A 22,954-nucleotide genomic window follows, 5' to 3' on the forward strand; every position below is an offset into this window, starting at 1 on the left:
GTCTCCGACAAGACACCGGGCACTCGACTATGAGGGGGCCGGTCCGCCCCGTGCCGGCAGGGCTAGTTCGCGCGGGTACGGATGGGCAGTGAGGTGACTCCCGTCGTGTCGGGCGCCTGCATGAAGGTGGGTGGCTTGTCGGGATCGGGGCGCAGCTCCGAGTAGCGGTCGAACAGCATGTTCATCATGATCCGGCCCTCCATCCTGGCCAGGGGGGCGCCCAGACAGAAGTGGATCCCCCGGCCGAAGCCGAGCTGCGGGTTGGGCGTCCGGGTGGGGTCGAACACCATGGGATCAGCGAACGCCCGAACGTCCCGGTTCGCCGCACCGAACCACAGCAGCGTCATCTTCCCGGCGGAAAGCCGCTGCCCGCCGATCTCCACCTCCCGGGTGGTCGCCCGGTAGGTCGCGGCGACGGGGCTCAGATAGCGCAGCGACTCCTCGATCAGGCCCGGCACGAGTGAACGGTCCGCACGGACCCGCGCCGCCTGGTCGGGGAAGTGGTCCAGGCACAGCACCGTGTTGCCGATCAGCATCGTGGTGGACAGGTACCCGGCGATGAGCAGCATCTTGGCGAAGCCGACGATGTGCTCGTCACTCAGCCGCTGCCCGTCGAGCTCGGCCGCCAGGAGCCCGCCCAGCAGGTCCTCCCGAGGGCTGCGCCGGCATTCGGCGATGTGCTCACGCAGGTAGCCGAGCATCGCCCGCATGTGCTCCATCGCGGCGCCGAAGGCGCGTTCCTGTTCCTCGCTGCTGTCCGCCAGGGAGGTGTCGCCCAGCTCGCCGACCACCCCGGTCATCCATCCCTCGAACAGGTGCGCATCCGCGGCCGGGATGCCCAGCAGCTCGGCCACCACGGTCACCGGCAGCGGGAAGGCGAGCGATGACATCAGGTCGAACTCGTCCTCACCCGCCACCGAGTCGAGCAGCTCGCGGGTCAGCTCGGATATCCGCGGCTCCAGGCCGGCCACCACGTTCGGAGTGAAGGCACGGCTGACCACGTTGCGCAGCATGCGGTGGTCCGGCGGGTCCATCTGCAGCAGGTCGCCCGCGGTGAACGAGTCCTCGGCGTTGTCCGGCATCAGCCGCGCCGTCTCGGCCGAGGAGAAGACGTCAGGAGTGCTGAGGGCCTCCAGCACCTCGGCGTGACCGTAGATGTTCCAGGCGCCCATGGCCTCGTCGAACCGTACTGCCTGTTCCGGCTGGCGGCCGTACAGCCAGAACTGGCCGGGGTGGATGCCCCACCGTTCAGCGAGCGAGGTCATCGGGCCGTCCTTCGGATCCCTCGCCGCCCACGGTGACCGCCTGGTCGGCCATGGCCTCGCGCAGGCTCCGGGGCCGCATGTCGGTCCAGTTCTTCTCGACGTACTCGAGGCATTCGTGCCGCCGCGCGTTGCCCAACACGACCCGCCAGCCCTCGGGCACCGGGGCGAACGTCGGCCACAGCGAATGCTGTTCCTCGACATTGACCAGCACGTGGAACTCCCCGTCCTCGGCGTCGAACGGATTAGTGCTCATGGGCAGGCTCCTCTTTCTCTCGTGGTGCGCTCATCGCGGCCGGCCCGGCCGCGATCGACCGGGTTATCTCTCCGCTGCGGGTGGCCAGGTTCGACAGCAGCGACGAGGACAGCCCGTGCGTGTGCTCGGTCCCGCCCTGCAGATAGATTCGGCATCGCAGGTCGGGAGTGGTGACAAGCCGGAAGTCCCGGCCCACCTCGATCCGTCCCTCGGCGTCGTGCAGACACCGGGGCGCGATATCGCCGAGGAGCTCGGCGGGATCCATGGGGTCGTATCCGGTGGCGCAGACCAGCACGTCGACGTCCTGGTCGTACGAGTCCTCGCGGGCCGTCGAGTACATCGTGATCCGGACCTCGTTCTGGACGGTTTTCACACCGATCACCCGGGTCAGGTTGACGAAGTGCAGCCGGTTCGTCCCGGCCAGGTCGTCCTCGGACGCGCGCTGGTAGAGGTCTCGCAGGACCTCGCCGTCGACCACCGAGTAGTTGGTGTTCGCGTGGTACTTCCAGAACGCGTCGCGAGACCGTGGCGACCCGTAGTAGTAGTCGTCGATCGCGTCCGGGTCGAAGACCTGGTTGGCGAACGGCGTGTTGTCCGCGATGGAGTAGCCGTAGGCCGGAACGATCGCGTGGATCTCCGCGTCCGGCAGATTGTCGTAGAGGAACCTGACGATCTCGGCGGCGCTCTGCCCCCCGCCCGCGACCGCCACCCGTCGTATGCGGCGCTGATGCTGCCGGAACCTGTCGAGGAACTCCGAGCTGTGCCACACCGTCGTGTCGGGTTCCACCCCGGCGGGCATTCTGGGAACCAGCCCGGTCGAGATCACGACATTGCGCGCGGCCACCAGGCGGGTGGCACCGCCAAGGCCGGCGTCGCGCACCTCGACCAGAACGCGGTCGGCCGGGCCGCGGGCACCGGCCGGTACCCGCATCGCGGTGACCTCCGAGCCGTAGACCACCCTCGGCCCGAGCTTCGACTCCGCCCATTCGAGATAGCTGTGGAACTCCCGCCGGGTCGGGAAGAAGTCCTGGTTGTTGACGAACCTGGCCAGCCGCCCCGACTCGTGCAGGTAGGAGACGAAGCTGAACGGCGAGACGGGATTCCGGAAGGTGACCAGGTCCTTGAGGAAGGAAACCTGCATCTTCGCCGACGGCACCAGCATTCCCGGGTGCCAACTCAGCGCCTCCCGCCGTTCGAAGAACACGGCGGACACAGGGTCCGGGTGCTCCTCCAGCGCGATGGCGAGCGAGAGATTGGCAGGCCCGAAGCCAATGCCCACGACGTCGTACGTTTTCGGTTCTGACACATCCACCGGTCCGTTTCCCTTCATCCTCGTTCTCCGCCGAGATGACGGCCGATGATCCGGCAGATCTCGGTTGCGGGGCCCGGCAGATACAGGTCCTCGTGGGGGCCCTCGATGTCGTACTGACGCAGGGAACCCGAGATGTGCGGGCCCCACAGCTCGGCGAACGAGCCCTCCGGCTTCGGCACCGCGTTGAAGAGGAGGGCGTCGCCCCGGTAAACCGGCGAGTCGAAGTCAGCCATGAGCCGGGTGAAATTGACGACCACCGAGACCGCGTTGTCCACGAAGGCCTCGTCATCCGTGCCGGCAAGGGTGACGAGGCGCTCGGCGAAGTAGTCGCGAACGGCAGCCGCGGTGGGCGCCCCCAGGGCGGCCAGATGCCCGCTGGGAGCGCTGTCCAGCAGGGCCAGCAGCCCGACCCTGTGCCCGCGCCGCTGGAGTTCCGCGGCCACGGCCTGCGCGAGTGTCCCGCCCACGGAGAGCCCTGTCAGATGGAAGGGGCCCTCCGGCTGGACGGCCAGGATCTCGTCGGCGTAGTCCGCCACCATCTCGTCGACGGACCCGGGCAGGGGTGCCGTACCGTCCAGCCCCTTGGCCTGGATCCCGTATGCCGGCCGGCCCTGCGGCAACAGTTCGGCCAGACCCAGGTAGGGCCAGCAGAGCCCGCCACCGGGGTGGATCCACCACAGCGGTTCACGGTGCCCTCCGGTCCTGATGGGCAGGACGGGCGCCAAGGGATCCGTGTGCTCGGCCGACGCGCTGTCCGACTCCAGGGAGACCGCCAGCTCGGCGACGGTCGTGGACTGGAGCACCGTACGAATCGGCACGTCGGCACCGAGCACGACGCGGATCCGGTTGACCAGCCGGGCGGCCGAGAGAGAGTGCCCGCCCAGCGCGATGAACCCGTCGTCGATCCCGACCCGCTCCAGGCCCAGCATTTCGGCGAAGAGCATGCACAGAATCCGTTCCCGCGCCGTCCGCGGCGGGCGGCCGGCCGACAGGCCTCCGAAGTCCGGTGCGGGGAGCGCCCGTTTGTCCGGCTTCCCGCTCGCCGTCAGCGGCATCGCGTCGACGACCGTCACCACCGAGGGAACCGCGTACTCCGGCAACCGCTCGCGCAGGTAGGCCCGCAGTCCGGCCACCCCCTCGGCGCCCGCGTCCGGCGCCCGCGTGACGTACCCCGCAAGTCGCCTGTCGCCGTCGCTCTCGTGGACGACCACCACGGCCCTGTCGACCGCGGGATGCGCCAGCAGCGCCGCCTCGACTTCGCCCAACTCGATCCGGAGTCCTCGGAGTTTGACCTGGTCGTCCCGCCGTCCGCGGAAGGCCAGCTCACCGTCCGCGGTCCAGGCGACGACGTCGCCGGTCCGGTACATCCGCTCGCCCGGAGGGCCGAACGGGCAGGCCACGAAGCGCTGCGCCGTCAGCCCGTGCCGACCGACATATCCACGCGCCACCGCGGCCCCCGCGATGTACAGCTCACCGGCGACCCCGGCGGGAACCGGCCGCAGGGCGGAGTCCAGCACGTACACGCGGGTGTCGCGGATCGGCCGCCCGATCGGCGGGATCCCCTCGTCCCCGCTCAGAGCGGCGCTCATGACGGTGGCCGCGGTGGTCTCCGTCTGACCGTAGACGTTGACCATCCGCCGGCCCGGTGCCCACCTGGTCACCAGGTCGGGAGGGATCGCCTCGCCGCCGGTCACCAGCGATTCCACGGTGGACAGGGCTCCGGACGGCAGTTGCGCGAGTATCCCGGGCGGGCACATCAGGTGAGTCACCTGGTTCCTCGCGACCGTGGCGGCCAGTACGGGCCCCGCGGTCAGGTCGGCCTCGTCGGCCATCACCAGGGTCGCCCCCGACAGCAGTGTCGTGTAGATCTCGCACAGCGAGACGTCGAAGCTCGGCGAGTGGAGCTGGAGCATCCGGCTGCCGTCCGTGACCGCGAGCTGCTCGGCATGCGCCGTGACGAGGGCGGCGATACCCCGGTGCGAGACCGCGACTCCCTTCGGCCGTCCCGTCGACCCCGAGGTGTAGAGGACGTACGCCAAGCCGTCCAGGGGCGTGGTGCCCGCGGCGGCGGCCTCGTTCGACCGGGGGATGAAGGCGTCGAGGCGCAGCACCGGCACCGGGAGTCGCGACATCGCGTCGGCCGTGGTGGCGTCGGCGAGGGCGAGGCACGCTCCCGAGTCGGCGACCATGTAGGCGATGCGCTGGGCCGGGTAGGTGTGGTCGACCGGCAGATACGCCCCGCCCGCCTTGGCCACCGCCAGCAGCGCCACCACCAGGTCCGGAGAGCGCCGCGCCGCGACCGCCACCACCGACTCCTGCCGTACCCCACGGTGGGCCAGTTCGCCGGCGAGCCGGTCGGACCGGGCGTCGAGGTCCTTGTAGGTCAGCTCTTGCTGCCCGTATGCCACGGCGATCGCGTCGGGCGTCACCGAGACCTGCGCGGCGAACAGCTCGGCGAGGGTCCCTTCGCTCACCGCGGCGCCGGGCGACCGCGGCGTCCGGTCCTGGGCGCGGGGTTGCCCCGCGGCGACGGCTCCGACCAGTGTGTCGGGGTCCTCCGCCAGTGCTCGCAGGACCGAGGCCAGCCGGGAGGCGATCGCCTCGGCGGCATCGTGGTCGAACACGGCCGCCTGGTGCTCCAGAACGACCCTCAGGGCCGGGTCGGCCGACGCCGCCACACCCAGCGGGTAGTGCGTGCCGTTGGGTGAGGTGACCCTGGTGACCCTGATGCCGTCGTCGTCCGCGTCGGCGTCCCCGGCCTCGGGAGCCGGGAACGACTCGAACACGGCGACGGTATCGAACAGGACGGGCAGTCCGGCCTCCTGCTGGATGTCTGGCAGCGCGTGGTGGTGGTGATCGAGGAGAGCGGTCTGTCGTTCCTGCAGGCGGGTCAGCACGGAGCCGAGGGTGTCCCAGGGCGTGCACCGGAGCCGGACCGGGACGGTGTTGATGAAGAGCCCGACCATCGACTCCACATCCGCCACGGCGGGCGGGCGGCCCGACACCGTCGTGCCGAACAGCACGTCCTGCCGACCGGTCAGGCCGGCCAGCACGATCCCCCACGCTCCGTGTACGAGAGTGCTTGTCGTGACGCCCAGTTCGGCTGCCCGGCGCGGCAGTTCGCGGGCGGCGTCCTCCGGCAGCGGGATCTCCAGCCGGCGGGCGCTCCCACGGGCGGCCCGGGTCTCGGCTCCGGGGGCGAGCAGGGTGGGTTCCTCGACCCCGTCGAGCTCCTCTGCCCAGGCTCGGGCGGAGGAGACCTGGTCCTGTCCGGCCAGCCAGGTGAGGAAGTCCCGGTACTCACCGCCTCGCGGCAGCACGGAGGCGTCGCCGCCCGCCTCGTACAACCGCAGCAGCTCGCGCTTCAGCAGCGACACCGACCACCCGTCAAACAGGACGTGGTGCGCGGTGAGCACCAGCGTCGCCGACGAGCGGCCCGTCAGTACGAGGGTGACGCGCATCAGCGGCGGGGTCGCCGGGTCGAAGTGAACCCCCCTGTCGTCGGCCAGGAACCGCTGGAGCTCCTCCTCACGATCCCTCTCGTCCAGGTCGCGAAGGTCCAGTTCGTGCCACGGGAGAGAGACGTTCTCCAGCACCAGTTGAACCCAGTCGCCCGCGGAGTCGCCGGCGAAGGCGACACGCAGGTTGGCATGCCGGTCCAGCAAGGCCTGGCACGCCGCTCGCATCCGCGCCGGATCCACCTCGCCGGTCAGTTCGTGCGCCAGCTGCACGTGGTACGGGTCGTACGCGGTACCGGCCAGCATCGACTGGAAGAGCAGGCCGGACTGCAAAGGCGTCAGCGGCCACACGTCCACGAGCCCGGGATAGCGCTGCTCCCACGCCTCGAGCTCGACCTGCCGCACCGACACCAGGGGCACGTCGGCCGGGATCAGCCCGCCCGCGTCCGGCCGCAGGGCGTGCCGCGCCAGTTCCTCGAGGGCGGCGCGCCACAGGTCGGCGAGACCGTTCACCTCGTCGTCCCGCAGCACCCCGGTGGCGAAGCCGAACCGGGCGGTGAGGGTGGCCCCTTCCTCGGTCTCGGTGACGAACGCGTTCACCTCCAGTGTGGACATCAACGGCATGTCCGGGTCGCACCGCACGCTCAGGCCGTCGACGCCGGAGGCCTCGGTCCAGCCCAGTGAGCGCAGGTGCTCCGGCATGTCCGCCGACGAGAACCGGCCCAGATAGTTGAAGGTCACCTGGCCGGACGGGTACCGCGCCAGCTCGTCCCCGGTCTCGTCGTTCAGATACCGCAACAGTCCGTGGCCCAGGCCCTTGTCCGGGGCACTGAGCAGCTGCGTCCGGACAGCCTTGACCACGTCCACGATCGCCGCACCGGGAGCGCCGTCGCCGGCCGGTCGGAGTGTCGCGCCGGGCAGCTCCACGCGGAGGGGGAAGAGGCTGGTGAACCAACCGACCGTCCGGGACAGGTCGGTGCCCGGCGCGATCGCTTCCTCCCGGCCATGTCCTTCCACCCGCAGGAGCGTCGACGGCTCGGTCACGCCGCGCGCGCTCCGCCACCGGCCGAGCGCCAGCGCGAGCCCGGACAGCAGGCCCTCGCTCACCCCACAGCGGAAGGCGGCCGGAACCGTCGTGAGCAGTGCCTCCGCCAGCTGAGGCGGCACCCGCACCTCCAGGCTGCCCGCCGTGGCCTGGACATCGATGGCGGGGTCCAGCGCTCGACTGCCGAGCAGGGGGTCCGGGCCGTCCACGACGGACCGCCACAGCGGCAGCTCCGCCCTCCGCTCTTCGGTGGCCGCCTCGTCGGCCAGGAGGTGTGTCCAGCTCCGGAACGAGGTGCCGACCGCCGGGAGCCGCGGCTTTTCCCCGGCCCTGATGTGCCCCCAGGCGGCAGCCAGGTCCGGCAGCAGGATCCGCCAGGACACCCCGTCCACGACCAGGTGGTGCAGGACGACGATGAGCAGCCCCGGGTCGACCCAGACGAACCGCGCCATCACCCCGGCGGACGGATCCAGCAGGCCGACGGCGGCGTCCAGCTCGCGCTGCAGGTCGGCCGGGCCTTCACGGCCCTCGCGGTCGACCCGGGTGATCAGGGTACGGACGTCCACGGTGCCCCGCGGTTCCACCCGCAGTCCGCCGTCCACCAGGCGGGAGCGCAGCATGTCGTGATGGTCGATCACCGCGGCCAGCGTCGCGGCCAGTCCCGGCTCGTCGATGTCTTCGGGCAGGTCCAGCACGGTCGCCATGGCGAAGCGGTCGATCTTCCCGTGCTCCAGCAGGAACTTCCCGATCGGCGGCAGCGGCAGCGTGCCGATCCCGGCCCCGTCCGGCTCCGCCCGTATCGCTTCCAGCCCGGCCCTTTCGTCGGCCTTCGCGGCCAGCTTGGCCACCGTCCGGAGTTCGAACATCTCGCGCGGGGTGATCTCGACGCCCGATGTCCTGGCCCGTGAGACGACCTGGATCGACCGGATGCTGTCACCGCCGACGAGGAAATAGTCGTCGTGGACGCCGACCTGTCCGATCCCGAGGACCTCGGCGACCACACCTGCCAGCACCGCTTCTGTCGCCGTCCGCGGCTCCTGGTAGCCGACGGGGGCCGCCGGGCGCTCCACGGCCGGCCGGACCGGTCCGGCCACGGCACCGAGCCGCTCGTTCGGATCGGCCACCGCACGACGCAGCGTCTCCACGAACCGGTCCGCGAGATCCTCGACCGTGGCGCGGTCGAACAGATCGGTCGCGTACTCGACGTTGCCCACCACGCCCTGCCCCGGCACGTCGACCATGATGAACGACAGGTCGAGCTTCGCCGTGGCGGTGTCGACCGTGTCCATGGTCGTCTCGAGCCCGCTCATCTCGAAGCCGCCGTCAGTGACGTTCTGCCAGGAGAACATGACCTGGAACAGCGGATGGTAGGCGGTGGAACGTTCGGGGTTCAACAGCTCCACAAGCCGTTCGAACGGGACGTCCTGGTGGTCGTAGGCGGCCAGCGCGCGCCGCCGCACCTCGGTCAGGACCTCGGTGAACGTGGGGTTCTCCGGCGTCCTGACACGCAGCACCCAGGTGTTGACGAAGAAGCCGACCAGGTCCGTCAGCGCCTCTTCGGTGCGGCCGGCGATCGGGGATCCGATGGTGATGTCGTCGCCGCACCCCAGATCGCGCAGCAGCGCCGCCAGCACCGCCTGCAGCACCATGGACGTCGTCGCGCCATGCGCTGCCGCCAGTTCCTCGACCGCGGTCATCAGCCGGGGTTCGAGCGGGAAGACGACCAGGTCGCCGCGGTGGCCCACCACCGGAGGCCGGGGACGGTCGGTCGGCAGTTGGAGCGGCTGGGGAACGCCGTCGAGTTCCGCTCGCCAGTAGTCGGCCTGGGTGGCCAGCAGCCCGGCGGGGTCGTCCTCCGCTCCGAGCAGTTCTCGCTGCCAGAGGGTGTAGTCCGCGTACTGCACCGGCAGTTCCGGCCAGTCCGGCGCCTCACCGGTCAGGCGGGCGGCGTACGCCGCGCTCAGGTCGCGCATCAGCGGAGCGATCGACTCGCCGTCCCCGGCGATGTGGTGGATCAGCAGCAGCAGGGTGTGCTCCTCGGGGCCGGACCGGAAGAGCCTGACCCACAGCGGCGGGTCCGTCGCCAGGTCGAAGAGATGGACCGCCGCCTCCGCCACGGCGCCGTCGAGGGCGCGCGGGCCGGCCTCCACGACCGGTACGTCCAGTGGCACCTCACCGGCCGGAAGGATCCGCTGGAAGGGCACGGCGTTCTCGTCCTCGCCCACCACCGTGCGCAGGCTCTCGTGCCGCGCCACCACATCGCGTAACGCCGACCGCAGGGCCGGGACGTCCAGCGTGCCGGTCAGCCGCAGCACGAGCGGTACGTTGTAGGTCGCGGACGCGCCGTCGAACTGGTGCGCGAACCACACCCGATGCTGTGCGGGGGACAGCGGCACGCGGGCAGGCCGCGGCTCCGCGCGCCGCAGCAGCGGACGTTCCGACGGCCCGGTCGGCAAGTGCTCGACCAGCTCCGCGACGGTCGGCGCGTCGAAGACAACGCGGATGGGGACGTCCACGCCCAGGGCCGTGCGGATCCTGCTCACGAGCCGCGTGGCCAGCAGCGAGTGGCCTCCCAGAGCCGCGAAGTCGTCGTCGATGCCGACCCGTTCCAGCCCCAGCACCTCGGCGAACAGCAGGCACAGCAGTTCCTCCCGCCGGGTGCGCGGGCCACGCCCCCGCCCCGCGCCGGCGCCGAACTCGGGTACGGGCAGAGCGGCCTGGTCCACCTTGCCGCTGGTGGTCAGCGGCAGGGTGTCCAGCGCCACGAACGCCGTCGGGACCAGGTGCGCGGGCAGCTGGGCAGCCGCGTGTGCGCGGAGGTCCTCGCTGAGCCGCTCGGGGCTGAACCACCGCTGCCCCTGCTCGGCCGGTGCGGGCCGGGCCGGCCGGGGTACCGGCTCGGGACGGGTGGCGTACACGGAGTACATCTCCGTGCCGGCCAGTTCGTCCGCGGCCTCCACCGTGACCTGGAAGCCCTGGTCGCGCAGCAGGGCGGAGACGATGTCGAGACGCCCCTCGATGTCATGGACCTCGGCCACCACCTGCCGGATGATCGGCCAGTGGTCCGGCTCGATGCCCAGCAGGATGTCCAGCTCGCTCTTCTCCGCGTCGATCTTCAGCAGGTCGATCACCGGGATGCCGTGCTCGCGGATCATCTGCGAGAGGGTCCGCATCTCGACCTCGCACCGCTCGCTGGACAGCCGCTCGGTCAGCAGCTCGGCCAGCTCCGCCTCGTCCAGCCCGGCGTGCCGACTGTCGTCACCGACGACCAGTTCCAGCATGTGGCGCTCCTCGCGTTCATCGGCGAAGCGCCCGGACAGCAGAGACAGGTCCGGGTAGTAGGTGAACTCCGTGACGCCGGGCTCACGGCCGATGCCGCAGTTGGTCACCACGACGTCGATGTCGTGCAGTTCGGCGTTCAGCCGGAACATCCGGGACAGTTCGGGAATCGGCTCGAACGCGTAGATCCTGGCGTCCGGCCACCGCCGGCTGACGAACAGCGAGAAAAGGCCGACGTGGCCGCCGATGTCCACCACTCGGGCCCCTTCCGGCAGGGTGATCCCCGCCCGGAAGTACGCGTTCCGTACGAAGATCTCGTCGTACAGGAACGCCGTGCTCGAACGGTTACGGGCGCGGACCATCATTCCGTTCGGCAGTTCGTGCAGTTCCTGTCCGTCGAGCCGGCCCTCCCGGCCCAGCCGGACCAGGTTCGCCACTGCCGGTGCCGTGCGCCGGTCCAGCACCACGTAGCCCGCCAGGCGCGGCCCGCCGCCGGCCTCGCGGGCGACCACCACGGCGCGCTCGACGGCCGGGTGATCGGCCAGCACCTTCTCGATCTCCCCCGGTTCGACGCGCCAGCCCCGGATCTTGATCTGCTGGTCGGTCCTGCCGAGGTACTCGACCTGCCCCCGCCGGTCCCACCGGACCAGGTCACCTGTGCGATACATCCGATCGCCCGGTCCGCCGAAGGGGTCGGCGACGAACCGGTCGGCGGTCATCCCGGGACGCCTCGTGTAGCCGCGGGCGAGCTGGTCGCTCGCGAGGTACAGCTCGCCAGCCGTGCCCGGGGGGACGGGGGCCAGATTCGCGTCCAGGACGTACAGCCGGGTGTTCCAGACGGGCCGGCCGATGGTGACGGGGCCGGCCCCGGGCGGGCAGGGCGTCGCGGTGACGTCGACCGCGGCTTCGGTCGGGCCGTAGAGGTTGTTCAGCCGCGCCCCGAGAACCGCGTGGTACTCGTCGCGCAGTCGCGCCGGCAGGGCCTCACCGCTGCAGATGACCTCGCGCAGGCTCGTACAGCCGCCGGCCGCCGGATCCCGGATGAAGTCGTGCAGCATCGACGGCACGAAGTGGGCGACGGTGACCTGGGCCCGCTGGATCAGCGCGGACAGATATGCCGGGTCCCGGTGGCCGTCCGGCCTGGCCACCACCAGGGTGGCACCGGAGATCAGGGGCAGGAACAGCTCCCAGACCGAGACGTCGAAGGTGAGCGGGGTCTTCTGGAGGACTCGGTCCTCAGGGGTCACGTCGTAGTGGTCCCGCATCCACAGCAGCCTGTTCACGATCGCCTCGTGGCTGACCGCCACGCCCTTCGGCCGTCCCGTCGACCCCGAGGTGTGCAGGACGTACGCCAGGTTTGCCGGAGCCGGTCGCGTGACGCACCCGGTGCCGGTGGGTCCGGCCTCGTCCGGGCCGGGGGGCTCGGCCTGATCGCCGACCACGATGCGCGGGGCACCGTCCGGGACCGGCGCGTCCGGCGTGGTGACGGTGACGAGCGGACGGGCGTCGCCGTACAGGAACGCGATCCGGTCCGCGGGATGGCCGGGGTCGACCGGCAGATACGCGGCGCCGGTCTTCAGGGTCGCCAGCAGCGCGACCACCATCTCGACCGAGCGTGGCAGCATCACCGCCACCACTGTCTCCGGTCCCGCGCCGTGGGCGGACAGGTGCCGCGCGAGCCGGTCCGCGCGACGCGCGAGCTCGGCGTAGGTGACGGCGGTGTCCTCGAACACCACAGCGGTCGCCTCGGGTGACCGGGAGACCTGGTCGTCGACCAGCTCCGCGAGAGTGACGGACGGCACCGGATGCGCGGTGTCGTTCCACCGCGTTATCACCAGCTCACGCTCGGCCGGGTCGAGCACGGAGATCCGGCTGACCGGAGCGTGCGGATCCGCGGCGAACAGCCGCAGTATGCGCTGTAAACGGTCGGCGATCCCCGTGACCACATCGTGCTCGAACACGTGCTGCTGGTACTGCAGGACCAGCCGGAGCTGCGGGTCGGCGTCCGCCACCACCGCGAGCGGGTAGTGGGATCCGCCGTACGGTGTCAGCCCGGTGACGGTCACCCCGGTCCCGGCGTAGGCCTCGCTGAGGCCGACATGGTCGATCGGGTAGGACTCGAAGACCACGAAGGTGTCGAACAGAGGGGTCAGGCCGACGGCCCGCTGGATGTCGGCCAGCCCTCGGTGGTGGTGGTCGAGCAGCGCCGCCTGGCGGCTCTGCTGGCGCGTCAGCAGCTCGGCGAGCGTGTCCGTATCGCCGCAACGGACCCGTACCGGCAGGGTGTTGATGAACACACCCACCATCGAGTCCACATCCTGGATGGCGGGCGGCCGACCCGACACCGTGGCGCCGAACACCACGTCCTGCCTGCCGGTCAGCCTGCCCAGCAGGATCGCCCAGGTGCCCTGGACCAGCGTGTTGAGGGTGATGCCCAGCTCGGCCGAACGTCGCGACAGGGCGCGGGCCAGGTCGGCGGGAAGGGGGACGTCGACCTGGCCGACGTCCGCGGCGGCGACGGCGGAGGCACCCGGGGCGAGCAGGGTCGGCTCGTCCACTTCGTCCAGCTCCGCCGCCCAGGCCCGGACGGCCGCGTCGTGGTCCTGGCCCGACCTCCACTCCAGGAATTCCTTGTAGCCGCGCATGCGCGGCAGCACCGAGGTGTCCCCGCCGGAGCCGTACAGCTTCAGCAGGTCCCGCAGCAGCAGCGGCACCGACCAGCCGTCGAACAGGACGTGGTGCGCGGTGAAGATCAGCTCCGACCGGTCGGGGCCCGTGGTCACCAGTGACAGGCGCAGCAGCGGGGGCGACGCCAGGTTGAAATGCGTGCTGCGGTCCTCCTCCAGGAACCGCTCCAGCTCCGCCTCCTGGCCGGTGAGGTCGAGATACCGCCACGGCAGCTCCACCCGGTCCGGTATGGACTGGACGTGGTCCCCATCTCCGTTGGGGACGAAGGCGGCGCGCAGGTTCTCGTAGCGGTCGAGCAGCGCCTGTCCTGCCGCGCGCAGCCGTTCCGGGTCCACGACGCCGGAAAGATGCAGCACGAGTTGCACGTGGTAGGGGTCGAAGCCGGAACCGACCAGCATCGCGTGGTACAGCAGCCCGGACTGCAGCGGAGTCAGCGGCCAGATGTCGGCCAGGCCCGAGTAACGCCGCTCCCACTCCTCGATCTGGGCCTGCTGCACCGATACCAGTGGCACGTCCGAGGGCGTCAGGCCGCCGGCTCCGGGCTCGGCGACGTGCCGCGCCAGCGCCTCCAGCGCGGCACGCCACAGGTCGGCGAGTGCACGCACTTCCTCCGCGGTCAGCACGCCGCGCGGGAAGCTGAACCTGGCCGTCAGCTCGGGCCCTTCACCGGCGTCGGTGACCATCGCGTTCACGTCCAGCGACGACAACGCGGGCATGTCGGCGTCGAGGTCGGCGAGGAGTTCGGCGGTGCCGGGTGTCCGGGTCCAGCCGAGCCCGCGCAGCTCCTCGGGGATGTCGGCCTCGGAGTAGCGGCCCACGTAGTTGAACGCGATCTGCCCGGACGGCAGGTTCGCCAGCTCGGCCCTGGTGTCCTCGTTCAGATACCGCAGCAGCCCGTAGCCGAGCCCCTTGTCCGGGATGCGCAGCAGCTGCTCCTTGACCGCCTTGACGGCGCGGCCCGCGGCCGGGCCCGCGGCGAAGGCGTCATCGACGTCGGAGACATCCAGGCGGACGGGGAACATGCTGGTGAACCAGCCCACGGTGCGGGACAGGTCGGCACCCGGTACCACGTCCTCCTCCCGGCCGTGGCCCTCCAGACGGACGAGCACGGAGCTTTCCTCCACGCCCCGCATGCGCCGCCAGCGCACGACCGCCAGCGCCAGCGCGGCCAGCAGGCCGTCGTTGACCCCGCCGTGGAACGCCCTGGGCACCTCGGTCAGCACCGCCTCGGTGACCTGCGCCGGCATCCGCACCCACAGGTGCTCGACCGTGGCCACGACATCGACGGCCGGGTCCAGGCGGCGGGATCCCAGGGCCGGGTCCGGGCCGTCCGTCACGGACCGCCACAGGGGCATCTCGATGACCCGCTTCGGCGCCTCCTCCACCAGAGCGTGCGTCCACCGGCGCAGCGACGTGCCCACCTCCGGCAGGGCCGGTGTCCGGCCGGAGCGGACCTGCTTCCACGCGGCCGCGAGGTCCGGGAGCAGAATGCGCCACGACACTCCGTCTACCACCAGGTGGTGCAGCACCACCAGGAGCCGGCCCGGATCGAACCACACGAACTGCGCCATGACCCCGGTAGCGGGATCCAGCCGGGCGGTGGCCGCGTCCAGTTCCGCCGCGGCGAGTTCCTCCCAGTGCCCTTCCCACTCCACTCGGTGCAGCAGGCCACGCACATCCACCGAACCGGGCGGGCCGATCCGTAATCCGTCGGAGACCAGCCGGGACCGGAGCGCGTCGTGCCGGTCCAGCACGGCGGTCAGGGTCGCGGTCAGCCCGGCCTCGTCGATGCCCGGGGGAAGGTCCAGCATCATCGACATCGAGAAGCGGTCGTGTCCGCCGTCGAGTTCCCGCAGCCACTCGGCGACCGGCGGCAACGGCAGGAATCCCACCCCGCCACCGTCCAGCTCCGCCAGGCCCTGGTCCGTGCCCGACCGCGAGCCCGCCAGCTCCGCCAGTCGCGCGACCGTACGGCGCTGGAAGACCTCGCGCGAGGTGACCTCGATCCCGTGTGCCCGCGCACGCGCCACCACCTGGATCGAGCGGATGCTGTCACCGCCCCTGGCGAAGAAGTCGTCGTCGATCCCGACCCGCTCCACGCCCAGGACTCCGGCGTACACCGAGGCCAGGATCTCCTCCTCGGCAGAGCGCGGGGCACGGTACTCGCGGCCGGTGAACTCGGGGGCGGGCAGCGCCGCACGGTCCAGCTTCCCGGTCGGCGTCAGCGGCAGTCGGTCCAGCACGGTGAAGACCGAAGGCACCATGTACTCCGGCAGCCGGTCCGCCACGAACGTGCGCAGCTCCGCCGGCGAGACCCCGGCGGCCAGGTCGACGTTGTGGTGGCGCCCGCCCGTCATCGCGTCGCCCGCCGTCCGGCCGGTCGGGACCAGATAGCCCACCAGGTGCCGGCCGGTCGGCAGGTCGTGCGTGGTCACCACCGTCTGTGCCACGCCGGGATGCGCGGTCAGCACCGCCTCGATCTCCGCGGGCTCGATCCGGAACCCGCGGACCTTCATCTGGGCGTCATCCCGCCCGACGAACTCCAGCCGCCCGTCGGCGTCCCAGCGCGCGAGATCGCCGGTGCGGTACATGCGGTGCCCGGGCGGCCCGAAGGGGTCGGCCACGAACCGCTCGGCGGTCAGCGCGGCGCGGCCGTGATAGCCCCGGCCCACCTCCCCCGCGACGTACAACTCGCCGACGACTCCCGGCGCCACGGGTGTCAGCCCCTGGCCCAGCACGTACGCGCGCATGTTGCCGAGCGGGGTCCCGATGGGTGCGCTGCCGGAGGCGTCCGGCGGCAGCGGGCCCTCGACGACATGGGCGGTCGCGTAGAAACTCTCGCTCTGGCCGTAGGCGTTGACCACCCGGATTCCGGGAAACGCCTCCTGTACCCGCCGCACCAGCGACGTGGGCAGCGCCTCGCCGGCGAACACCAGGCTGTCCACCGTGGTGCGGGAGGCGATCTGCTCGACGAGTTCGGCGAAGACCGAGGGCACCGTGCTGATCACGCTGCCCGACCAGCCGCCCCGCTCCCCGAGTTCGAGCAGGTCCCGGACGACTTCAACGGTGCCGCCGGTCGCCAGCGTGGTGATGATCTCGAACACGGACACGTCGAAGCCGATCGACGTCCCGGCCAGCATCCGCGATCCCGGCCGCAGTCCGACCGTGGCCGCCAGGCGGGTCACCCCGTTGACGACACCGCGGTGCGTGATCGCGGCGCCCTTCGGCGTGCCCGTGGAACCGGATGTGTACAGGACGTAGGCCAGGCCGTCCGGCCGCGGCGGAGTCACCGTGCCGGCCGGCACGTCCCGCTGCCCCGCCAGGTCGTCCAGGAACAGGACCGGGAGATCGGCTGCCGGGAGCAGGTCCGCCGTGCCGGGATCGGTGAGAACGAACACCGGCCGTGCCTCCGACAGCACGTGCTCCAGGCGGGTGCTCGGATACCGCGGATCGATCGGCAGGTACGCGGCGCCGGACTTCAGGATCGCCAGCAGCGCGACCACCAGATCCGTGGACCGCGGCAGGGCCAGACCGATCAGCGCCTCGGGGCACGCACCCCGCCGGGCCAACGCTCCGGCCAGCCTGCTCGCGCGGGCGTCCACCTCCCGGTACGTCAGCTCTCGCCCGTCGCAGACCACCGCCACCGCGTCCGGCCACGCGGCGGCCTGACGCTCGAACAGTTCGGCAACGGTCGCGTCCGGTGCGGGCTCCACGGTGCCGTGCCACCGGGCCAGCAGGTCACGCTCGGCCGGGGCCAGCACGTCCACCGCACCGACGCGGGTACCGGGGTCCTCGGTCAGCACCCGCAGCACCCGCAGCAGCCGTTCGCCGATGCCCACGACGGTGGCCCGGTCGAACAGGTCCGTCGCGTACTCCAGATTGCACACCATGCCCGGTTCCGCCGGGTCGTCGGCGAAGTTGAATTCGAGATCGAACTTGGCGGTCGGTGTTGCCACCGTCTCCAACCGCGCCTGTGCCCCGGGCAGGTCGAGTCGCACTCTGGCGTCGTTCTGCCAGCTGAACATCACCTGGAACAGCGGGTGATACGCGGTGGAACGCTCGGGATTCAGCTTCTCGACCAGCCGCTCGAACGGCACGTCCTGGTTGTCATAGGCGCACAGCGCCTTCTCCCGCACACGGTCGAGCACCTTGCCGAGCGAGGGATTGCCCGAGAGATCGACCCGCAGCACCCAGGTGTTGACGAAGAACCCGACCAGGTCGGCCAGGGACTCGTCGGTGCGGCCGGCGATCGTGGCGCCCAACGTGATGTCCTCGCCCGCGCCCAGGTGGTGCAGCAGGACCGCGAGCGCGGACTGCATCACCATCGGCGCGGTCACTCCCCTGGCCCGCGCCAGGTCCTCCACGGCGGCGACCAGACCGGGCTCGATCGCGACCTCTACCAGGTCGCCGTGGCGGCTCGCCCGCGGCGGGCGTGGCCGGTCGGTCGGCAGGCGCACCTGCTCCGGAGCACCGGACAGCTCGTCCTGCCAGTACGTGAGCTGCCGGGCGAGCAGGCTGCCGGGATCGCTCTCGTCGCCCAGCGTCTGGCGCTGCCACAGCGTGTAGTCCTGGTACTGAACCGGAAGTTCCGGCCAGTCCGGCTCCCGCCGCTCGGCACGGGCCGTGTAGGCGGTGGCCAGGTCACGGGCGAGCGGCGCCGCCGACTCCCCGTCGACGGCGACATGGTGGATCACCAGCACCAGCACGTGCTCGCTCGGCCCGCACCGCAGCAAGCGCGCCCGCACGGGAAGGTCGGCGGACAGATCGAACCGGCCCGCCGCCTCCTCCGCCACCGCGCCGCCCACGTCGTCGGGCGGCGTCCGCGTCACCGGAACCGGCAGTTGCAGATCGCCGACCGGGACGATCCGCTGCGTGGGCACGCCGTCCTCGTCCTCGACGAACACCGTGCGCAGGCTCTCGTGGCGGACGACGACGTCCCGCAGGGCCAGTCGCAGGGCGGCGATATCCAGATCGCCGCGGATTTTCACCACGAACGGCACGTTGTAGACCGCCGACGGCCCTTCGAGTCTGTCGATGAACCACAGCCGCCGCTGTGCGAAAGAGATGGGGATCACTACGTCCGCTCCTCAATCAGCCGTTCGATGGTCGCAGCCATTCCCGCCACCGTGGGTTTCTCGTAGAACTCCTGGGTCGTTACGCGAATCGCTATCCGGTCATCCACCAGCGCCAGCAGCCGGGCGGCACGGAGGGAATCACCGCCGAGTTCGAAGAAGGAGTCGTCCCGGCCCACCCTCGGACGGTCGAGAGCGTCGGACCAGACGCGGACGAGGCTCCGTTCGAGATCGGTGACGGGCGCGGTGAATGTGCGCCCCGCCCGGCGCGGGGCGGCGTCGATCAGCAGCCGGGGCACATCGACGGCGCCATCGACGTCCCTGGGGATGCGCGCCACTTCGACCAGCCGCACCGGTACCGGACAGGTGCGGGCGTACGCCTCCGTGGCGTCGCGCACCGCCTCGGGACGGGCGTCGGCACCGGTGTAGGCGATCAGCAGCTCGCTGGCACGCAGCTCTTCGGGGGCCAGTTCCTCGATGATTTCCGGATGGGTCAGGTCGAGGCCGAGCAGCAGGTAATGATGAGGCGAGGCGAGCGCACTCAGCAAGAGCCGCAGTCCCTCGCCGGGATCGATCGCCCGGAATCCCCGCCGACGCGCGGGCTCGCTCGGGCGGCCCTGGTTCATTCCGACGCCGGTCCACATGCTCCAGGCCAGGCACCGCACCGAACGGCGGTGTTCGTGGCGCCAGTGGTCCGCGAATCCCACAAGAAAGGCGTTGGCCGCGGAATAGGCACCGAAGGAACGTCCCCCGAATTCGCCGTTGACGGAGCCGAAGAGGACGAGCGTGGCGTCCGGCCTTTCCTGGAGGACCTGGGCGACGGCGAGCGTTCCGGCGACCTTGGCGCGGTACTGCTCGGCAAACGTCGCCGGGCTTTCCCGGACGAGCGTGTGCCGTTCGAGGTCCGCCCACTGACCGGTCGGGTCGGCGGCGGCCAGATGCAGCACACCGTCGATCTTGCCGCCCCAGTCCGCTTCGGCCGAGGCGACCGCGGTCTCCAGCGCATCCGCGTCGGCCACGTCGGCCTGGTGGTAGCGGACATCGCCCAGATCGGCCAGTTCGGCGAGCCGGGCGGCCTTCTCACCCTGGGCGGGTGATCGCCCCACGAGCAGCAACCGGACCCCGTAGGCGGCCATCAGATGGCCCGCCACGTCGTGCGCGATGCCGCCGAGCCCACCCGTGACCACGTAGCACCCGCCGGTGACGACAGGTGCCGTGCCGCCGCCTTCGCCACCTTCGCCGACGGGGACCAGGGCAGGCCGCCAGCGCAGCTGTCCCCGTGCGGCAACGATGCCCGTGCGCTCCCGTTCGGCCAGTTCCGCACGCAGCGCGTGCTCCCATTCGCGGTCGTCGGCGGGCAGGTCGAGTTGCCGGAGCCGCAGCGCGGTGAGCTCGCCGGCCGCGGTCCTGACCAGACCCGGCAGGGCGCACGCGCCGAGGTCGACCCGGTCGCCGTCCCGGACCCGCACCGCCCCCGCGGTGAGGACGAGGAGCAGCGGACGGCCGTACTCGCCCTCCGCGAGCGCGCCGACCAGAGCGGTCAGCTCGGCCGTCATCGCGGTCAGCCGCTCCAGGTGATCGCCGTCGCACGACAGCGGAAGAGCGAACACGACCGTGGCCACCGGACCGTGCCGGGCGGTCACCGCCTCGAGCAACTGCCGCATCTGTGCCTGGTCACTCGCCGCCACGCGGTACCGGTCCGGCGCCTCCTCGATGAGCCTGTCCCCGCGGCCGGCGGTGACCAACGGGCCGCCGGGCCGCAGCCGCCGCAGTACCTCCCCTTCGGCGAGGACGAGCCGCGCACCGGCGTCGCCGCTGTCCGTCGCGGCAGCGGCGGGCAGTTCCACCCACTGCCGCCGGACGAGACCGGCGTCGTCCGGGGTCTCGGCGGTCGCGATCGCCCGGTCTTCGAACGCGCCGGCGCGCAGCCGGTCGGCCAGCACGGACCGCTGGATCTTCCCGCTGCTGGTCTTGGGGAACTCCGCCTCGTCGAGCGGCACGAGCAGATCCGGGGCGAGTCCGGCCTCGCTCCCCAGGACAGCCCGCACGTCGTCGGCGATCCGGGTGAGCGCCCCGGCGCTTCCGTGCTCGGTGACGAAGAAGATCACGAGCCGGTCGGATCTGGCATCGGGCTCGCGCAGCCCCGTGGCCGCCACGAACGTGGCCCGTACCCCGTCGACCTGCTCGACGACGTTCTCCAGTTCGTGCGCCAGGTAGTTGATGCCGCGCACGATGATCTGGTCCTTGACGCGGCCGGCGATGACGACCTCGCCGTCGGTGACGAACGCGAGGTCCCCGGTGCGGAACCAGCCCTGCTCGTCGTAGGAGGCGCGATTGGCCTCGTCGTTGCGGAAGTAGCCGCGCATCATCGTGGCTCCGCGGATGCGCAACTCCCCGACGCGGCCTTCCGGAAGCACCGATCCGTCGTCCCCCACGACCCGCAGCCGGACCCCTGGTATCGGCCGCCCTACGGTGGAGAGCAGGACCGCGCCCTCGTCGTCCGCCCGCAGATAGCGGACGGTGCCGCCGATCGAGGCCGGGTCGACGGCGACGGTCCCGGCCGCGGGGGCATCGCGGCTCTGACGGGTGTAGGTGACCCCGGAGCACGTCTCCGACATGCCCCAGCAGGGAGCGCTCACGTCCGCGCGCAGTCCGTGTGGCGCCAGCAGTTCCAGGAACCGGTGGCTGGTCGCGGCGATGACCGGCTCGCCGGCGTTGACCAGCTCGCGCACGCGGGACAGATCCCAGGACCGGCCACGGATCTCCGCGGCACGCTCGTTGACCATGGAGAAGGCGAAATTCGGCGCCCAGGAGTTGGTGACCCGGTACCGGTCCATCCAGTCGAGCCAGAGCAGCGGATCACCGAGGAAGTGCTCGGTCCTGGCGTTGATGTGCAGGGCCCTCAGGAACACGTCCCGCACGTTGTACATCGCGACCGTGACATGGTCGAGCGGCATCCAGATGAGGCTGACGTCCTCACCGGTCAGGGCGCAGTGCTGGGCGACCGCGCGGGTCCGGGCCGCCACCGAGGCGTTGGTGTGCCGCACGCACTTGGGCACGCCGGTACTGCCGGAGGTGAGCAGATCCAGCACCGGGTCCTGCGGCCCCGCGGGGTACCAGTCGTGGTCGGGTGGGCTCTGAGCGAGTTCGCCGACGGTGAGGATGCGCACGTCGGGCTCGTCCCACAGGCCTCGCACATCCGCCACCCGCCCGGCGGTGGCCGCGTCGGTGATGAGCACGGGGCGTCCGAGCAGCTCCCAGGCATTGCGCAGCTTGCGATTGGCTTCGTTGGCGGAACGGTACGTCGGGGCAACGGCGACGGGTGCCGGTACGAACCCGCCGAGTACGCACGCCCAGAAGGCCGTGAGGTAGGCCCGGTTGTCCTCGAACACGAACAGGGCCGAGTCTCCCGGGCTCAGCTTTGCCGCGCGCAGTCCGGCGAGGGTGCGTTCGGCCTCGGCGAGCAGCTCCGGATAGCTCTGCACGTCGTCGTCGAGGTCCCGCCGGATGAAGATCGTGCCCTTGTCCGGGGCCAGTTCGGCCGCCGTCCGCAGGGCTTCCTGGAGCGTGGCGGGCCAGTCCTCGGGGACGGCGAGCGGGCCGCCGTCGAGGTCGGCGGGCGGTCTGTGCCGCTCGTCCGCGTGCACGGGACGCACCGATGGGACGGATTTCGACGGAACGGCCGGTCTGACTCCCTTGCGGACGACCGCGACCGCGTCGGTGACCCCGGGAGCCCGTCTGGCCGCAGCGGCCATGCCGTCGAGCACGCCCTGACCGAGCGCATCGGAGATCGTCATCTCGTCCCCCCATCCGTCACCGGGTTGAGTGTCCGGTCGCCGATGAACCCGACCACCTCGGCGATCCGCTCCTGGAAGTAGAAGTGGCCGCCCTCGTACAGCCGGGTGTCGAACCGCGCGGTCGTGAGCGCCTTCCAGGCGTCGAGTGTCCCGACCGGCGCCCGAGGGTCGGACCTGCCGGCGAGCACCGTGATCGGGCAGGCCAGCGAGGGGCCGGAGACCAGGCGGTGCCGTTCCCAGAGGGTGAAGTCCGCCCGCAGTACCGCCATGAGAGAGCCCATCACGTCCTCGTCGGCGAGGATCTCGGGGTCGATCCCGCCGAGCCGGATCATCTCGACGCGGAACTCCTCGTCCGGGAGGTTGTGGAGTGGCCGGATCCCTGTCTGATCCGGGGCAGGCTGCGCCGAGAGGAACATCTGTTCAGGCCCCTGGTGGCCGCGCGGCCGCAACGCCTGAGCCAGCTCGTAGGCCAGCGCGGCGCCGCAGGAGTGGCCGAAGAAGGCGAACGGGCCGTTCAGGACGGGACGGAGCGCGTGGACCAGCACATTGACCAGCGGGCGGACGTCGGTGAACGGCTCCTCGGCGATCCGGTTCTGGCGGCCGGGCAACTGCACCGCGACCAGCTCGACGTCCCGGGGCAACCATCCGCTCCACTCCGCGTAGGCGCCCGCGCCCGCGCCCGCGTGCGGGAAGCAGATCAGCCGCCGTGCGTGCCCCGGCCGTCTCGCCCGCCAGATGTACGGGCTCTCCGGCATCAGTCCTGCGATGTCGACACTCATCCGCGA

At 71.3% G+C, this 22,954-nt stretch carries 6 protein-coding genes; all 6 read right to left on the bottom strand.

Annotated elements, in window-relative coordinates:
- Positions 1-62 precede the first annotated feature (62 nt).
- The 6 genes from ACFXB5_RS00005 to ACFXB5_RS00030 are packed head-to-tail and all read right to left on the bottom strand — an operon-like array spanning position 63 to position 22,948.
- On the bottom strand, positions 63-1,265 hold the full coding sequence (locus ACFXB5_RS00005) for a cytochrome P450 (protein WP_385200845.1): 1,203 nt from the start codon (positions 1,263-1,265) through the stop codon (positions 63-65).
- On the bottom strand, positions 1,249-1,518 hold the full coding sequence (locus ACFXB5_RS00010) for an MbtH family protein (RefSeq protein WP_385200847.1): 270 nt from the start codon (positions 1,516-1,518) through the stop codon (positions 1,249-1,251). Before ACFXB5_RS00010 ends, ACFXB5_RS00005 begins: the two co-directional genes overlap by 17 nt.
- Positions 1,508-2,824, bottom strand: a complete 1,317-nt coding sequence (locus ACFXB5_RS00015; protein ID WP_385200849.1) for a lysine N(6)-hydroxylase/L-ornithine N(5)-oxygenase family protein — start codon at positions 2,822-2,824, stop codon at positions 1,508-1,510. Before ACFXB5_RS00015 ends, ACFXB5_RS00010 begins: the two co-directional genes overlap by 11 nt.
- 20 nt (positions 2,825-2,844) lie before the next feature.
- On the bottom strand, positions 2,845-18,375 hold the full coding sequence (locus tag ACFXB5_RS00020) for an amino acid adenylation domain-containing protein (protein WP_385200851.1): 15,531 nt from the start codon (positions 18,373-18,375) through the stop codon (positions 2,845-2,847).
- Complete coding sequence (locus tag ACFXB5_RS00025; protein WP_385200853.1) at positions 18,375-22,169, bottom strand: SDR family NAD(P)-dependent oxidoreductase; 3,795 nt, start codon at positions 22,167-22,169, stop codon at positions 18,375-18,377. Before ACFXB5_RS00025 ends, ACFXB5_RS00020 begins: the two co-directional genes overlap by 1 nt.
- On the bottom strand, positions 22,166-22,948 hold the full coding sequence (locus ACFXB5_RS00030) for a thioesterase II family protein (protein WP_385200855.1): 783 nt from the start codon (positions 22,946-22,948) through the stop codon (positions 22,166-22,168). Before ACFXB5_RS00030 ends, ACFXB5_RS00025 begins: the two co-directional genes overlap by 4 nt.
- Between the last annotated feature and the right edge of the window lie 6 nt (positions 22,949-22,954).

Origin of the sequence: Streptomyces sp. NPDC059455 (genome assembly GCF_042750115.1) — a bacterium.
Taxonomy (GTDB): domain Bacteria; phylum Actinomycetota; class Actinomycetes; order Streptomycetales; family Streptomycetaceae; genus Streptomyces; species Streptomyces endocoffeicus.